At 39.5% G+C, this 14,820-nt stretch carries 14 protein-coding genes; 13 read left to right on the top strand and 1 reads right to left on the bottom strand.

Annotation, left to right across the window (positions count from 1 at the left end):
- The first annotated feature begins 24 nt into the window (after positions 1 to 24).
- The 6 genes from BAU27_RS07680 (at position 25) to pyrG (ending at position 6,491) form a co-directional block, all read left to right on the top strand.
- Positions 25 to 876 (top strand): 3-hydroxybutyryl-CoA dehydrogenase, encoded by an 852-nt coding sequence (locus tag BAU27_RS07680; protein ID WP_071770556.1) that lies wholly within the window; start codon positions 25 to 27, stop codon positions 874 to 876.
- Between the two features lie 72 nt (positions 877 to 948).
- Positions 949 to 2,079, top strand: coding sequence for an acyl-CoA dehydrogenase (locus BAU27_RS07685; RefSeq protein ID WP_071770557.1), 1,131 nt, complete (start codon positions 949 to 951; stop codon positions 2,077 to 2,079).
- Between the two features lie 21 nt (positions 2,080 to 2,100).
- Positions 2,101 to 3,240: an acyl-CoA dehydrogenase AcdA gene (acdA, locus tag BAU27_RS07690; RefSeq protein WP_071770558.1), complete on the top strand. Its 1,140-nt coding sequence runs from the start codon at positions 2,101 to 2,103 to the stop codon at positions 3,238 to 3,240.
- Positions 3,241 to 3,305: 65 nt separating this feature from the next.
- Complete coding sequence (locus BAU27_RS07695; RefSeq protein WP_000238599.1) at positions 3,306 to 3,935, top strand: TetR/AcrR family transcriptional regulator; 630 nt, start codon at positions 3,306 to 3,308, stop codon at positions 3,933 to 3,935.
- A 154-nt stretch (positions 3,936 to 4,089) separates the two neighbouring features.
- The gene (gene rpoE, locus BAU27_RS07700) at positions 4,090 to 4,626 is read left to right on the top strand and encodes a DNA-directed RNA polymerase subunit delta (RefSeq protein ID WP_071770559.1); all 537 of its coding nucleotides are present in this window, start codon (positions 4,090 to 4,092) and stop codon (positions 4,624 to 4,626) included.
- Between the two features lie 257 nt (positions 4,627 to 4,883).
- The gene (pyrG, locus tag BAU27_RS07705; protein WP_000170445.1) at positions 4,884 to 6,491 is read left to right on the top strand and encodes a CTP synthase; all 1,608 of its coding nucleotides are present in this window, start codon (positions 4,884 to 4,886) and stop codon (positions 6,489 to 6,491) included.
- A gap of 32 nt (positions 6,492 to 6,523) precedes the next feature.
- Here pyrG and BAU27_RS07710 read toward each other — a convergent pair whose 3' ends face one another.
- The gene (locus tag BAU27_RS07710; RefSeq protein WP_071770560.1) at positions 6,524 to 7,048 is read right to left on the bottom strand and encodes a DUF2529 domain-containing protein; all 525 of its coding nucleotides are present in this window, start codon (positions 7,046 to 7,048) and stop codon (positions 6,524 to 6,526) included.
- A gap of 200 nt (positions 7,049 to 7,248) precedes the next feature.
- Between BAU27_RS07710 and spo0F the strand changes: the two genes are divergently transcribed.
- From spo0F to BAU27_RS07745, 7 genes are all read left to right on the top strand, one after another.
- Positions 7,249 to 7,617, top strand: coding sequence for a sporulation initiation phosphotransferase Spo0F (gene spo0F, locus BAU27_RS07715; RefSeq protein WP_000398592.1), 369 nt, complete (start codon positions 7,249 to 7,251; stop codon positions 7,615 to 7,617).
- A gap of 211 nt (positions 7,618 to 7,828) precedes the next feature.
- On the top strand, positions 7,829 to 8,686 hold the full coding sequence (locus BAU27_RS07720) for a class II fructose-bisphosphate aldolase (RefSeq protein WP_001131859.1): 858 nt from the start codon (positions 7,829 to 7,831) through the stop codon (positions 8,684 to 8,686).
- Between the two features lie 349 nt (positions 8,687 to 9,035).
- Complete coding sequence (murA, locus tag BAU27_RS07725; protein WP_071744056.1) at positions 9,036 to 10,325, top strand: UDP-N-acetylglucosamine 1-carboxyvinyltransferase; 1,290 nt, start codon at positions 9,036 to 9,038, stop codon at positions 10,323 to 10,325.
- 120 nt (positions 10,326 to 10,445) lie between these two features.
- Positions 10,446 to 11,411, top strand: coding sequence for a class II fructose-bisphosphatase (gene glpX / locus BAU27_RS07730; RefSeq protein WP_071770561.1), 966 nt, complete (start codon positions 10,446 to 10,448; stop codon positions 11,409 to 11,411).
- Positions 11,412 to 11,899: 488 nt separating this feature from the next.
- Positions 11,900 to 13,171 carry a transcription termination factor Rho gene (rho, locus tag BAU27_RS07735; protein WP_002174368.1) on the top strand — a complete coding sequence of 424 codons (1,272 nt, stop codon included), beginning with the start codon at positions 11,900 to 11,902 and terminating at the stop codon, positions 13,169 to 13,171.
- A 549-nt stretch (positions 13,172 to 13,720) separates the two neighbouring features.
- Positions 13,721 to 13,966, top strand: a complete 246-nt coding sequence (locus BAU27_RS07740; RefSeq protein ID WP_000643447.1) for a type B 50S ribosomal protein L31 — start codon at positions 13,721 to 13,723, stop codon at positions 13,964 to 13,966.
- 110 nt (positions 13,967 to 14,076) lie between these two features.
- Positions 14,077 to 14,661, top strand: coding sequence for a thymidine kinase (locus BAU27_RS07745; protein ID WP_000281086.1), 585 nt, complete (start codon positions 14,077 to 14,079; stop codon positions 14,659 to 14,661).
- The last annotated feature ends 159 nt before the right edge of the window (positions 14,662 to 14,820 follow it).

Consider the following 14,820-nt stretch of genomic DNA (forward strand, 5'->3'; position numbering starts at 1 on the left):
ACTTATATTAAGGGGGAAGAAAGAATGGGTGTACAAAAAATAGTTGTAATTGGTGCAGGACAAATGGGTTCAGGTATCGCACAAGTGTGTGCAATGGCAGGCTATGATGTGAAAGTGCAAGATTTAAAGCAAGAGCAGTTAGACCGAGGGCTAGCTGTAATTTCGAAAAATTTAGCCCGTCAAGTAGAAAAAGGCCGTATGAAGGAAGAAGAGAAAGAAGCGACTTTAAATCGTCTTACATGGACGCTCGATTCAAATAGTGTCAAAGAAGCGGATCTTGTTATTGAAGCAGCTGTTGAGAAAATGGATATTAAAAAGAAAATTTTTGCGAATCTAGATGAAATCGCTCCAGAACACGCGATTTTAGCGACGAATACGTCATCGTTACCAATTACGGAAATTGCAGCGGTAACGAAACGTCCTGAGAAAGTAATCGGCATGCACTTTATGAATCCAGTTCCAGTTATGAAACTCGTTGAAATTATTCGTGGTTTAGCTACAGATGATGCAGTGTACGAAACGATTGAGGATATTACGAAAAAAATCGGGAAAGTACCAGTGGAAGTAAATGATTTCCCAGGGTTTGTATCAAACCGTATTTTATTACCAATGATTAACGAAGCAATCTATACGTTATATGAAGGTGTAGCAACGAAAGAAGCGATTGATGAAGTAATGAAGCTCGGTATGAATCATCCGATGGGGCCTTTGACACTCGCTGATTTTATCGGTTTAGATACGTGTTTATACATTATGGAAGTGTTACATGAAGGATTAGGAGATAGTAAATATCGCCCGTGTCCATTATTACGCAAGTATGTGAATGCAGGATGGTTAGGACGTAAAACGGGTCGTGGTTTCTACGTTTACGAATAAAGTCCTCCCTTTATTAAAATAGTGGTCTTACCAGATTGTTAAAAAGATATATAGCAAACGGAGGCGAAGTACATGAATTTTCACTTTACTGAAGAGCAACAAATGATGAGGAAAATGGTTCGAGATTTTGCGCAGAAGGAAATAGCTCCCTTTGTTCCTAGTATGGAACAAGGGGTGTTCCCGAAAGAGATTTTGCAAAAGATGGGTGAGCTTGGACTAATGGGTATTCCAGCGCCTGCAAAATATGGCGGGGCAGAAATGGATTTTATTTCTTACATTCTAGCAATTGAGGAAATTTCAAAGGTAAGCGCAACGGTTGGTGTAATTTTAGCTGTACATACGTCAGTTGGAATGAATCCGATTTTATACTTCGGAACAGAAGAACAGAAGCAGAAATATGTTTCTAAATTGGCGACTGGTGAGTATTTAGGCGCATTTGCTCTAACAGAACCGAATGCAGGATCAGATGCAGGTAGTTTGAAATCAAGAGCTGTAAAAAAGGGCGATTACTACATCATTAATGGATCGAAAGTCTTTATTACAAATGGTGGTGAAGCAAGTACATATATCGTCTTCGCGTCTACAAATCCAGATGCGGGGAAAAGCGGGATTTCAGCATTTATAGTAGAGAAAGATACGCCAGGCTTAATCATCGGAAAAGATGAGCATAAGATGGGTCTTCTTGGTTCTCGTACAGTGCAACTTACGTTTGAAGATATGAAAGTACCGGCCGAGAATTTACTTGGTGAAGAAGGACAAGGATTTAAGGTGGCAATGGCGAATTTAGATGTTGGGCGAATTGGAATCGGAGCGCAGGCATTAGGAATCGCGGAAGCGGCGCTTGCATGTGCGATTGATTATGCGAAAGAGCGCGAGCAATTCGGTAAGCCAATTGCGGCGCAGCAAGGAATCGGATTCAAACTTGCAGATATGGCGACTAGCGTAGAAGCAGCGCGATTACTTGTATACAGAGCGGCATCGCTAAGAGCGCAAGGATTACCATGCGGTAAAGAAGCTTCTATTGCGAAATTATTTGCTTCTAAGACGGCTGTTGAAGTTGCAATTGAAGCGGTGCAAGTATTTGGCGGTTACGGTTATACGAAAGATTATCCAGTAGAAAGATTTTTCCGTGATGCGAAGATCACGCAAATATATGAAGGAACGAGCGAAATACAAAAGCTTGTAATTAGTCGAGCTTTATAAAAAGACGAGGGGGAGACGGGAATGCATTTTAAATTATCAGAAGAACATGAAATGATAAGAAAAATGGTTCGGGATTTTGCAAGAAATGAAGTAGCGCCGACGGCGGCAGAGCGTGATGAGGAAGAGCGATTTGATCGCGCTTTATTTGATCAAATGGCAGAGCTTGGTTTAACCGGCATTCCGTGGCCTGAAGAGTATGGTGGAATTGGAAGCGATTACTTAGCATATGTAATTGCCGTTGAAGAATTATCCCGCGTATGTGCTTCTACAGGTGTAACATTGTCTGCACATACTTCACTTGCTGGTTGGCCAATTTTTAAATTTGGAACGGAAGAGCAAAAGCAAAAGTTTTTACGACCGATGGCAGAAGGAAAGAAAATTGGTGCATACGGTTTAACGGAACCAAGTTCCGGCTCAGATGCTGGCGGAATGAGGACAACTGCGAAACGAGATGGAGACCATTACATTTTAAATGGATCGAAAATCTTTATTACAAATGGTGGCATTGCTGATATTTATGTTATTTTTGCATTAACAGACCCTGAATCGAAGCAGCGCGGTACGAGCGCATTCATTGTGGAAAGCGATACGCCGGGATTTTCAGTTGGGAAAAAAGAGAGCAAGCTAGGGATTCGCTCTTCGCCGACTACTGAAATTATGTTTGAAGACTGCCGCATTCCTGCAGAGAATTTACTAGGGGAAGAGGGGCAAGGATTTAAGGTAGCGATGCAAACATTAGATGGCGGTCGTAATGGTATTGCGGCGCAAGCGGTTGGTATTGCACAATCCGCCTTAGATGCTTCCGTAGAATATGCAAGAGAGCGTCATCAGTTCGGGAAGCCAATTGCGGCGCAGCAAGGAATTGGCTTTAAACTTGCAGATATGGCAACGGATGTAGAGGCGGCGCGTCTTTTAACATATCAAGCGGCTTGGCTTGAATCTGAAGGGCTTCCGTACGGGAAAGAGTCAGCGATGTCAAAAGTATTTGCAGGTGATACAGCGATGAAGGTAACGACTGAAGCAGTACAAGTATTTGGTGGTTATGGTTATACGAAAGATTATCCAGTAGAGCGTTACATGCGCGATGCAAAGATTACACAGATATATGAGGGAACGCAAGAGATTCAAAGACTTGTAATTTCTCGTATGTTAACGAAATAGGAACGAAAGCGTAGGTATTTTCCTACGCTTTTTCCTTCCAAAAATAATAGAGAGAGGTGAAGGGGATGGTTAAACATAATGTACATGCATCAGTGAAAGATGAAAAATTAGTTGCGTTAAGGCGTGAACAAATGATTAAAGGTGCGGTGCAACTGTTTAAGCAAAAAGGGTTCCCACGTACAACAACGAGAGAAATTGCGAAGGCGGCTGGGTTTAGTATTGGAACACTTTATGAGTACATTCGTACAAAAGATGATGTTTTATATTTAGTTTGTGATAGTATATATGAACATGTAAAAGAGCGATTAGAGGAAGTAGTGTGTACAGAGAAGGGAAGTATAGAAAGTTTAAAGATAGCAATAACGAATTATTTTAAAGTGATGGATGAATTGCAAGAAGAAGTATTAATTATGTATCAAGAGGTACGTTTTTTACCGAAAGAATCACTCCCATATGTATTAGAAAAAGAGTTTCAGATGGTAGGAATGTTCGAGAATATTTTAGAACAGTGTACGGAAAATGGAACATTTACATTAAATAAAAAAGAAATACAGCTTCTTGCACATAATATTTTCATACAAGGACAAATGTGGGGATTTAGACGTTGGGCCCTGCAAAAACTGTATACGCTTGAAGAATATACAGAAATGCAAATTAGGTATGTATTGCAAGGGGCGCATATGCTTCCGAAATAAGGAATGGACAAATTATAATTTTATTACCATATTAAAGTTTCCCGTTTTTTTTGTAGCATATTTGTGCGACTTTTGTTTATAATGAATAGTATGGATTTTTTTAAGCAGACCGTTATATATAAGGTTATATTTGAAGAAAGGAAGTGCCGCATAAGTGAATTTTAAGCAATATTCACCAGAAGAGCTAAAAGAATGTTCAATGATTGAAGTTGTACATAGCGTTTTAGGGGATAAAAGACAAGCAACGACATTCAACGAGTTGGTTCAAGAAATCGCTCAAGTGCTGGGACTATCTCAAGAGCAAGTTAATGCGAAACTCGCACAATTTTATACAGATTTAAACATCGATGGACGTTTCATTAATTTAGGAGAAAATCGTTGGGGACTACGCAGCTGGTACCCATATGAGCAAATTGATGAAGAAATCTTACCTCAGCCAAAACCGAAGAAGAAACGTAAAGTTGAAGAGGACGGTTTTGACGACTACATCGAAGAAGATGAAGATGAATTCGACGATGCAGACGGAAATGCAGACGAAGAAGAAGATGTAGAAGATTTGGACAAGGTTCTTGAAGAAGAAGATGCAGATGACGAAGATGATGATCTTGATGATTTAGAAGAAGATGATGAAGAATTCGCAGAAGAAGAACTTGAGTACGATGAAAATGAAGAAGAAGAGGAAGAGCTGTAGTTCTTGACTTTTCATTATCGTCCATGTAGAATCATTTTTGGGCTCTTTAAAACAGGACGATAATACTTTTAAAGTGTAAATATAAAAGAAAATTGCTCCCTACTTATTACTTTATGTGATGAGGGGAGCAATTTTCTTTTTTGTTTTTTGTTTAGAAAATAAAAAGAGTCTAACAATAAGATAGGTACAGTGTTATCTACATACGTTGCGCTTTGCAACGGTGATTATATAACAACAAGGTAGAAGGGAGTATTTTCATGACTAAGTATATTTTTGTAACAGGCGGTGTAGTATCGTCTTTAGGTAAAGGTATTACAGCAGCATCTCTTGGAAGACTTTTAAAAAATCGTGGTTTAAACGTAACTATTCAAAAGTTTGATCCATACATTAACGTAGACCCGGGGACTATGAGCCCATACCAACACGGTGAGGTATTCGTAACAGATGATGGTGCAGAAACGGACTTAGACCTTGGTCACTATGAGCGTTTTATCGACATCAACTTAAATAAATACAGCAACGTAACAACAGGTAAAATTTACTCTTCAGTTCTTCAAAAAGAGCGTCGTGGTGAATACTTAGGAGGAACAGTTCAGGTTATTCCTCACATTACTAACGAAATTAAAGAACGTGTATATCGTTCTGGTCGCGAAACAAACGCGGACGTTGTTATTACAGAAATCGGTGGAACTGTTGGTGATATCGAGTCTCTACCATTCTTAGAAGCAATTCGTCAAATTAAGAGCGACATTGGTCGTGACAATGTAATGTACATTCACTGTACGTTAATCCCGTACTTAAAAGCAGCGGGTGAAATGAAAACAAAACCAACGCAACATAGCGTTAAAGAGCTTCGTAGCTTAGGTATTCAACCAAATATTATCGTTGTTCGTACAGAACTACCTGTTTCTCAGGACATGAAAGACAAGCTTGCATTATTCTGTGACATCGATACAAAAGCAGTTATCGAAGCACGCGATGCAGATACTTTATATGCGGTTCCATTATCTCTTCAAGAGCAAAACATGGACCAAATCGTTTGCGATCACTTAAAATTAGACAATCCAGCTGCAGATATGACAGAGTGGACTGCGCTAGTTAATAAAGTACGTAACCTTTCTAAGAAAACAAAAATCGCTCTTGTTGGTAAATACGTAGAGCTTCAAGATGCATACATTTCTGTTGTAGAAGCACTTCGTCATGCAGGTTACTCATTCGACACAGATGTAGAAGTGAAATGGGTAAATGCTGAGCACGTAACAGCAGAGAACGTGAAAGAATTAGTTGGCGACACAGATGGTATCCTTGTACCAGGTGGCTTTGGCGATCGTGGTGTAGAAGGTAAAATCGTTGCAATTCAATATGCTCGTGAAAACAAAGTTCCATTCTTAGGAATTTGCCTAGGTATGCAACTTGCATCAATCGAATTTGCACGTAACGTATTAGGATTAGAAGGAGCTAACTCTTCTGAAATTAATCCTGACACACCTTATGCAATCATCGATTTATTACCAGAACAAAAAGATGTAGAAGACTTAGGTGGTACACTTCGTCTTGGTCTATACCCATGTAAGCTTGCTGAAGAAACAAATGCTTACAATGCTTACAACGAGCCGGTTGTATATGAGCGTCATCGTCATCGTTATGAGTTCAACAATCAATTCCGTCCGGATATGGAAAAAGCAGGATTTGTATTCTCTGGTACAAGCCCAGACGGTCGTCTAGTTGAAATCATTGAATTAAAAGACCACCCTTGGTTCGTGGCAGCACAGTTCCATCCAGAACTTGTGTCTCGTCCAAACCGTCCACAACCATTGTTCCATGATTTCGTAAGTGCTTCTATTACAAATAAAGAGAGCAAGTAATAAAAAAAAGCGCCTGAAATAGGGCGCTTTTTTTAATATTCGTTTAACATTTCATCAATTGTAAATTTAATTCCGTGATAAGCAAATAAAGCTACAATTAAACTTGGGAAACCATAGCGGTTACCTTCATCATCTGGAATAAGGCCTTTTAACAGTTTTGTATCGATATGTACATCTGTGTATTGTTCCAGTGATTCCGTACCTTCTTGAATAGCCGAGATTCCAACGATAGATTGACCTTCTTCTTGAAATTTTTTTGCGATTTTTACAATTTCTTCATCCGTCGAAAAACGACTAATAAGAAGCACGCGGTCCGCAGAGGTTACAGCCGCTAGTTCGCCGTTTTCTATTAAACGTTTTGCTTGTTTCATTGGTTCAGCACCAAATAGTGCTTCAGCAACAACGCCCTCCATTTCATTTGTACCATGTAAATAAATGAAACCATCGCCAACTAGTGCTTGAGCAAGTAGACGAGCGCTATCTTCTATATTCATTTCCTCTTTTTGAGAAACTCTGGAGAAATAACCACTTAATTGAGTTGAAAAAATTTTTAACATAATGTTACTCCCTTCGTACGTGTTTGCCGGCTTTCATTATAATTTATTTTTTTAGAAAGGTGAAATCGTAGGTAGCGTAACGAAATAGTAAACGGTAAAATAAGAAAGAATAGGAAGGAATTTGGCAAAGAATAGCGAAAATAAATCGATAAGATATAAGAAGCTGTAAATCTTGTACTTACACAGAAAGGTTGGGAGTTATGGAAGGTAAAATTTTAATCGTTGATGATCAATATGGCATTCGTGTGTTATTACATGAAGTGTTCCAAAAAGAAGGTTATCAGACGTTCCAAGCAGCGAATGGATTTCAAGCTTTAGATATCGTGAAAAAAGATAATCCAGATTTAGTAGTGTTAGATATGAAAATCCCAGGTATGGATGGTATAGAGATTTTAAAACATGTAAAAGAAATTGATGAGAGTATTAAAGTGATTTTAATGACTGCTTATGGAGAATTGGATATGATTCAAGAAGCGAAAGATTTAGGAGCTTTAATGCACTTTGCTAAACCGTTTGATATTGATGAGATTCGTCAAGCGGTGAGAGATCAGCTTGCTGTAGAGGCGTAAAAAATGAATTTTTTATAAAAAATATGGAAAAAAGCGTTTACATGGACTATTGAGCAGGTGAATACGGTTGAGTTTTTTAGTACAAGTTGTTATCCTAATGAGTGTAGAAAAAAGTCCGGTATACAGATATACATATTTTACCTTATTCTGGTCATACTACCAGCGATAAGAACTTATCGGATACAAAAAACGTTTTTTAGGAGGATTCACCATGCCTTTAGTTTCTATGAAAGAAATGCTAAACACAGCACTAGAAGGAAAATACGCAGTTGGTCAATTCAACATGAACAACTTAGAGTGGACTCAAGCTATCTTAGCTGCTGCGGAAGAAGAAAAATCTCCTGTAATCCTAGGTGTATCTGAGGGTGCAGCTCGTCATATGACTGGTTTCAAAACAGTTGTAGCTATGGTTAAAGCTTTAATCGAAGAAATGAACATCACTGTTCCTGTAGCGATTCACCTTGACCATGGTTCAAGTTTCGAAAAATGTAAAGAAGCAATCGATGCAGGTTTCACATCTGTAATGATCGACGCTTCTCACCATCCATTCGAAGAAAACGTTGAAACTACTAAAAAAGTAGTAGAATACGCACACGCTCGTAACGTATCTGTTGAAGCTGAGCTTGGAACAGTTGGCGGACAAGAAGACGACATCATCGCTGAAGGCGTAATTTACGCTGATCCAGCAGAGTGTAAACACCTTGTTGAAGCAACAGGTATCGATTGCCTAGCTCCAGCTTTAGGTTCTGTACACGGTCCTTACAAAGGTGAGCCTAACTTAGGATTCGCTGAAATGGAACAAGTTCGTGACTTCACTGGCGTACCTTTAGTATTACACGGTGGTACTGGTATCCCAACTGCTGATATCGTAAAAGCTATTTCTTTAGGTACTTCAAAAATCAACGTAAACACTGAGAACCAAATCGAGTTTACAAAAGCTGTTCGTGAAGTATTAAACAAAGACCAAGAAGTTTACGATCCTCGTAAATTTATTGGACCTGGCCGCGACGCTATTAAAGCAACTGTTGCTGGTAAAATGCGTGAGTTCGGTTCTAACGGTAAAGCGTAAGAATAAAATTCCGTTTTGGAAACCGTCTAGTCTTTTAGACGGTTTCCTTTCGTTGTATAATGAAAGCGTGAACAAGTCTAAAGATTTTATAAAATGAATTTTTAGCCTACAAATATAGAAAATAATGTGCATAGTCCTATTAATAAATGTGATGAGTATCTGAGTTGGGGAATTTGATTCGATGAATAGTTAATCTTCATCTATTTGTACAGCAGGGGAGCTACAGGTGATGGTTTTCTACTTATTGAGTTTTAGGGTGGAAAGAGTGGTTGAGATTCTTAAGGGGAACCTTTTACTTCTTTTTATAAAGCAGTAGAAGATAAATACATTCACGAGAAGGGAGCTCAATATGGAAAAGTTGCTAATTGAAGGCGGAAGAGCTTTAAATGGAACAATTCGTGTGAGTGGTGCAAAGAACAGTGCTGTTGCATTAATTCCAGCGACAATTTTAGCAGATACTCCAGTAACTATCGGTGGCGTTCCTAATATTTCGGACGTGAAAATGTTAGGAGACTTACTAGAGGAAATTGGAGGGAAAGTAACTTATGGGCAGGAAGAAGAGATGGTAGTCGATCCTTCTAACATGGTTGCGATGCCTTTACCAAATGGAAAAGTGAAAAAATTGCGCGCCTCTTATTATTTAATGGGTGCAATGCTTGGCCGTTTTAAAAAAGCTGTTATTGGGCTTCCAGGTGGATGTCATTTAGGGCCACGACCAATTGATCAGCATATTAAAGGGTTTGAAGCGTTAGGGGCACATGTTACAAATGAACAAGGTGCCATTTATTTAAGAGCAGATGAATTGCGCGGGGCGCGTATTTATTTAGATGTTGTTAGTGTAGGAGCTACAATCAATATTATGCTAGCGGCTGTACGAGCGAAAGGTAGAACTGTTATTGAAAATGCAGCGAAAGAACCAGAGATTATTGATGTAGCCACATTATTAACAAGTATGGGAGCGCGCATTAAAGGTGCTGGTACAGATGTAATCCGAATTGATGGTGTGGACTCCCTGCATGGTTGTCACCATACTATCATTCCAGATCGTATTGAAGCTGGTACGTATATGATTTTAGGAGCTGCATCAGGAGGAGAAGTAACAGTTGATAATGTTATTCCTCAGCATTTAGAGTCAGTAACTGCGAAGCTAAGAGAAGCTGGTGTCCAAGTTGAAACGAACGATGACCAAATTACAGTGAACGGTAATAGAAGGTTAAAAGTAGTTGATATAAAAACGCTTGTATATCCAGGTTTCCCAACAGATTTACAACAGCCGTTTACGACGCTTTTAACAAAGGCGCACGGGACGGGAGTTGTCACGGATACAATTTACGGCGCACGTTTCAAACATATTGATGAATTGCGTCGTATGAATGCGCAAATTAAAGTAGAAGGTCGTTCGGCAATTGTAACTGGTCCTGTTTTATTGCAAGGTGCAAAAGTGAAGGCAAGTGACTTACGAGCTGGGGCTTCCCTTGTTATTGCAGGGTTAATGGCGGATGGAATTACAGAAGTAACCGGACTTGAACATATTGATCGAGGCTATGAAAATATAGTAGACAAGCTTAAAGGGCTTGGTGCAAACATTTGGCGGGAACAAATGACAAATCAAGAGATTGAAGAAATGAAGAACGCTTAAAGTGATGATACTTCCGTTAATGGGGAGCGAAGAATCACCACTTGCGGAAGTACACTTTATAGAAAAATACGGTTCACAAAATACGGCAGAAATATAAAGACTTAAAGGAGAGGGATTATCGTGGAAAGAAGTTTATCTATGGAGTTAGTACGTGTAACAGAGGCTGCAGCATTATCATCAGCGCGTTGGATGGGACGCGGGAAAAAAGATGAGGCAGACGGTGCAGCAACATCAGCTATGCGTGATGTATTTGATACAGTTCCGATGAAAGGGACAGTTGTAATTGGCGAAGGTGAAATGGATGAAGCACCAATGCTGTATATCGGAGAGAAATTAGGTACAGGATATGGCCCACGTGTAGACGTTGCAGTTGATCCTTTAGAGGGGACTAACATCGTAGCAGCTGGCGGATGGAATGCACTTGCTGTTATTGCAATTGCAGATCATGGTAATTTGTTGCATGCTCCTGACATGTACATGGATAAAATTGCGGTTGGCCCAGAAGCAGTTGGGGCAGTTGATATTAACGCACCTATTATAGATAACCTACGTGCCGTTGCGAAAGCGAAGAATAAAGATATTGAAGATGTTGTAGCGACAGTTTTAAATCGTCCACGTCATCAAGCAATTATTGAAGAAATTCGTAAGGCTGGTGCACGTATTAAGTTAATTAATGATGGAGATGTAGCTGGAGCAATCAATACAGCATTTGACCGTACAGGTGTAGATATTTTATTCGGTTCTGGTGGGGCTCCTGAAGGTGTACTAGCTGCGGTTGCGCTAAAATGCTTAGGTGGAGAAATTCAAGGAAAGCTCTTACCACAAGACGAAGCTGAATTAGAACGTTGTAAAAAAATGGGCATTGAAGATATAAATCGCATCCTTCGTATGGAAGACTTAGTAAAAGGTGACGATGCAATCTTTGCTGCAACAGGTGTAACAGACGGAGAACTATTACGCGGCGTTCAATTTAAAGGTAGCGTAGGAACAACACACTCCCTTGTTATGCGTGCGAAATCCGGCACAGTACGCTTCGTAGACGGACGTCATAGCTTAAATAAAAAACCGAACTTGGTTATTAAATAAAAAGCGTAAGCAGCTCGTTCAGAATGGGAGGAAGAAGCGAATCTACCAACCATTCTAGCCGCCGAAACTAGATTAAATAAAGGTAGAAATGCCTTATCTATTCTTCCTTAAAATCAGGTGAGTAGAAAAAAGAAAGAAATATAAAGTGAGACTTTAATCAGTGGGGGGAGCTTCATCCCCCGCTGATTATTAACCTTCACCAATCGTGCTTTTACGGGCGGTTGATCTCCCGCCTAACTTCTGTACTTTATAGCCAGATTTTGAGGTGGGAGTCTTACAGCCCGTTCATGCAAAAAGCGAAGACAAATTTTCTTGTCTTCGCTTCTTGTATTTGTGTTTCAACGTATTGATTAAAACTAGACAAAAGGGTTACAATAGTGAATATTACCCTACTTGAACTTATTGCCTTTCATTATTAATTATTTGCCTTCCGTATTTTTTCCCTTTACCCATTTGAAAAGAGAATAACGTTAAAGTGTGGTGTCTGAATGAATTTGTCAATTGCAGCATTAGAAAACATGAAATTAAAAGAGTTATACGAGCTTGCGAAAGAATTTAAGATTTCGTATTACAGCAAGTTAACGAAAAAAGAGCTAATCTTTGCTATCTTAAAAGCTCGAGCAGAAAAAGAAGGTTTCTTTTTCATGGAAGGCGTATTAGAAATTATTCAATCAGAAGGATTTGGATTCCTACGTCCTATCAACTATTCTCCAAGCTCAGAAGATATTTATATCTCAGCTTCGCAAATTCGTCGCTTCGATTTACGTAATGGAGATAAGGTTTCTGGTAAAGTACGACCTCCGAAAGAAAATGAACGCTATTTTGGATTATTACAAGTTGAAGCTGTAAACGGTGATGATCCAGAATCAGCAAAAGAGCGTGTGCATTTCCCTGCATTAACACCGTTATACCCAGATCGCCAAATGAAATTGGAAACGGAAACGAAAAAGTTACCGACACGCATCATGGATTTAATCGCACCAGTTGGATTTGGACAACGTGGTTTAATTGTTGCGCCTCCAAAGGCTGGTAAAACAAGTCTGTTAAAAGAAATTGCACACAGTGTCACAACAAATCATCCGGAAGCAGAATTAATTGTACTTTTAATTGATGAGCGTCCAGAGGAAGTAACAGATATTGAACGTTCTGTTAAAGGTGACGTTGTAAGCTCTACTTTTGATGAAGTACCAGAAAATCATATTAAAGTAGCCGAGCTTGTATTAGAGCGTGCAATGCGTCTTGTGGAACATAAAAAAGACGTTGTCATTTTAATGGATAGTATTACCCGTTTAGCGCGTGCTTACAACCTTGTTATTCCGCCAAGTGGTAGAACATTATCCGGTGGTATCGATCCAGCTGCCTTCCATAGACCGAAGCGCTTCTTCGGAGCTGCGCGTAATATTGAAGAAGGCGGTAGCTTAACAATTTTAGCAACAGCCCTTGTTGATACAGGGTCTCGTATGGACGATGTAATTTACGAGGAGTTTAAAGGAACTGGAAATATGGAGCTTCACTTAGATCGCTCATTAGCTGAGCGTCGTATCTTCCCAGCGATTGATATTCGTCGCTCTGGTACGCGTAAAGAAGACCTGTTAATTCCGAAAGAACATTTAGACAAATTATGGGGTATTCGTAAAACGATGCGTGATACACCAGACTTTGTTGAAAGTTTCTTACGTAAACTTCGTCAAACAAAGACAAATGAAGAATTTTTACAAAACATTGTTGCAGACTCAAAAAGGTATGTAACAACTAAGTAAAGGGAAAAGATTGGGACTCGCTTATTTCGTAGTAAGCGAGTTTTTTATGTTTTTTAAGGGAATATTAGAGAGAGTAATATATGGGAATAATTGTGTTTTTTGAGATGGAAATCATATTTTGTGTTAGAGCTGGGCGAGTCATCTCCACTTTTGATTAATATCCAGTTCCGGTGGCTAGAATCTTCGGCCATTTCACTCTCTCGCTCGAAGCAAAAAGCGCTTCAAGGTCGAGAGTTCCAATGTCCTGCGATTCTGAGCAAGCCGCTTGCGCTTTTAAATGTTATCCAGCTCCAGCGGCGAGAATGGTCGGTGGCTTCGCGTCTTCCTACGAGGCAAAAAGCGCCTCTGCGTCAGAAGCTCCATCCACCTTCCATTCTGAGCGAGCCGCTTGTGCTTTTAATTTTTAAAAAGACAAAAACAGGTAGTTGCAAAATGGAGTTAGCCTTGTTATAATTTCATCATATGTGTTTCATCAATATAGTTGTGTAAGCAGCTGAAGATGAAAAACTCTGTTTCGAAAATGATTCAGGGCGGAAGGAGATGAAAAGAATGAAAGCAGGAATCCATCCAAATTACAATAAAGTTGTATTTATGGACACGAACACAGGCTTCAAATTCTTAAGCGGGTCTACTAAAGGCTCTAGCGAAACTGTTGAGTGGGAAGATGGTAACACTTATCCATTACTAAAAATTGAGATCAGTTCTGATTCTCACCCATTCTACACTGGACGTCAGAAGTTTGCTACTGCAGACGGACGTGTTGACCGCTTCAATAAGAAATACGGCATCAAGTAATAAAGAACATAAAACAGGCAAGTGTATGTATTCGCTTGTCTGTTTTTTTTGCAAAAATATTAAACCTTTACCCTACTTTGGATTAGGAAAGTAGATGAAAGGAGAGCTCAATGTACTTAATGAATCAAAATGGTTGGATTGAAGTGATTTGCGGGAGTATGTTTTCTGGAAAATCAGAAGAGCTCATCCGCCGTATACGCCGTACACAATTTGCGAAACAACATGCAATTGTATTTAAACCATGTATTGATAATCGTTATAGTGAAGAAGATGTTGTATCACATAATGGATTAAAGGTTAAAGCAGTTCCTGTTTCAGCTTCAAAAGATATATTTAACCATGTAACAGAAGAAATGGATGTTATTGCAATCGATGAGGTACAATTTTTTGATGGGGACATTGTGGAAGTGGTGCAAGTATTGGCAAATCGTGGCTATCGTGTCATTGTAGCTGGATTAGACCAAGATTTCCGTGGTCTACCATTTGGACAAGTTCCTCAGCTGATGGCAATTGCTGAACATGTAACTAAATTGCAGGCAGTTTGTTCTGCATGTGGATCTCCTGCAAGTCGTACGCAACGTTTAATCGATGGAGAACCAGCGGCATTTGATGATCCAATTATTTTAGTTGGGGCTTCAGAATCGTATGAACCACGTTGTCGTCATTGTCATGCAGTACCTACAAAACAAAGATAAATGAAACTCGCTATGTAGAGCGGGTTTTTTTCGAAAATAGATGAAGATTGGTGGCCAGCTCTTCGCACAGCTAAGAACTTTAGGCAGTCAGAGCCGAGCAAGCCGCTTTCGCTTTTAAATATATTATCTAGCTCCAGCGGCTAGAATCTCCGGCCATTT

It is taken from the genome of Bacillus sp. NH11B (assembly GCF_001884205.1).
Taxonomy (GTDB): domain Bacteria; phylum Bacillota; class Bacilli; order Bacillales; family Bacillaceae_G; genus Bacillus_A; species Bacillus_A proteolyticus.

What these genes read in the sequence shown, in the direction of transcription:
- BAU27_RS07680 (WP_071770556.1), top strand. Translation starts at nt 25, where the DNA reads ATGGGTGTACAAAAAATAGTTGTAATTGGTGCAGGACAAATGGGTTCA.
- BAU27_RS07685 (WP_071770557.1), top strand. Translation starts at nt 949, where the DNA reads ATGAATTTTCACTTTACTGAAGAGCAACAAATGATGAGGAAAATGGTT.
- acdA (WP_071770558.1), top strand. Translation starts at nt 2,101, where the DNA reads ATGCATTTTAAATTATCAGAAGAACATGAAATGATAAGAAAAATGGTT.
- BAU27_RS07695 (WP_000238599.1), top strand. Translation starts at nt 3,306, where the DNA reads ATGGTTAAACATAATGTACATGCATCAGTGAAAGATGAAAAATTAGTT.
- pyrG (WP_000170445.1), top strand. Translation starts at nt 4,884, where the DNA reads ATGACTAAGTATATTTTTGTAACAGGCGGTGTAGTATCGTCTTTAGGT.
- BAU27_RS07710 (WP_071770560.1), bottom strand. Translation starts at nt 7,048, where the DNA reads ATGTTAAAAATTTTTTCAACTCAATTAAGTGGTTATTTCTCCAGAGTT.
- spo0F (WP_000398592.1), top strand. Translation starts at nt 7,249, where the DNA reads ATGGAAGGTAAAATTTTAATCGTTGATGATCAATATGGCATTCGTGTG.
- BAU27_RS07720 (WP_001131859.1), top strand. Translation starts at nt 7,829, where the DNA reads ATGCCTTTAGTTTCTATGAAAGAAATGCTAAACACAGCACTAGAAGGA.
- murA (WP_071744056.1), top strand. Translation starts at nt 9,036, where the DNA reads ATGGAAAAGTTGCTAATTGAAGGCGGAAGAGCTTTAAATGGAACAATT.
- rho (WP_002174368.1), top strand. Translation starts at nt 11,900, where the DNA reads ATGAATTTGTCAATTGCAGCATTAGAAAACATGAAATTAAAAGAGTTA.
- BAU27_RS07740 (WP_000643447.1), top strand. Translation starts at nt 13,721, where the DNA reads ATGAAAGCAGGAATCCATCCAAATTACAATAAAGTTGTATTTATGGAC.
- BAU27_RS07745 (WP_000281086.1), top strand. Translation starts at nt 14,077, where the DNA reads ATGTACTTAATGAATCAAAATGGTTGGATTGAAGTGATTTGCGGGAGT.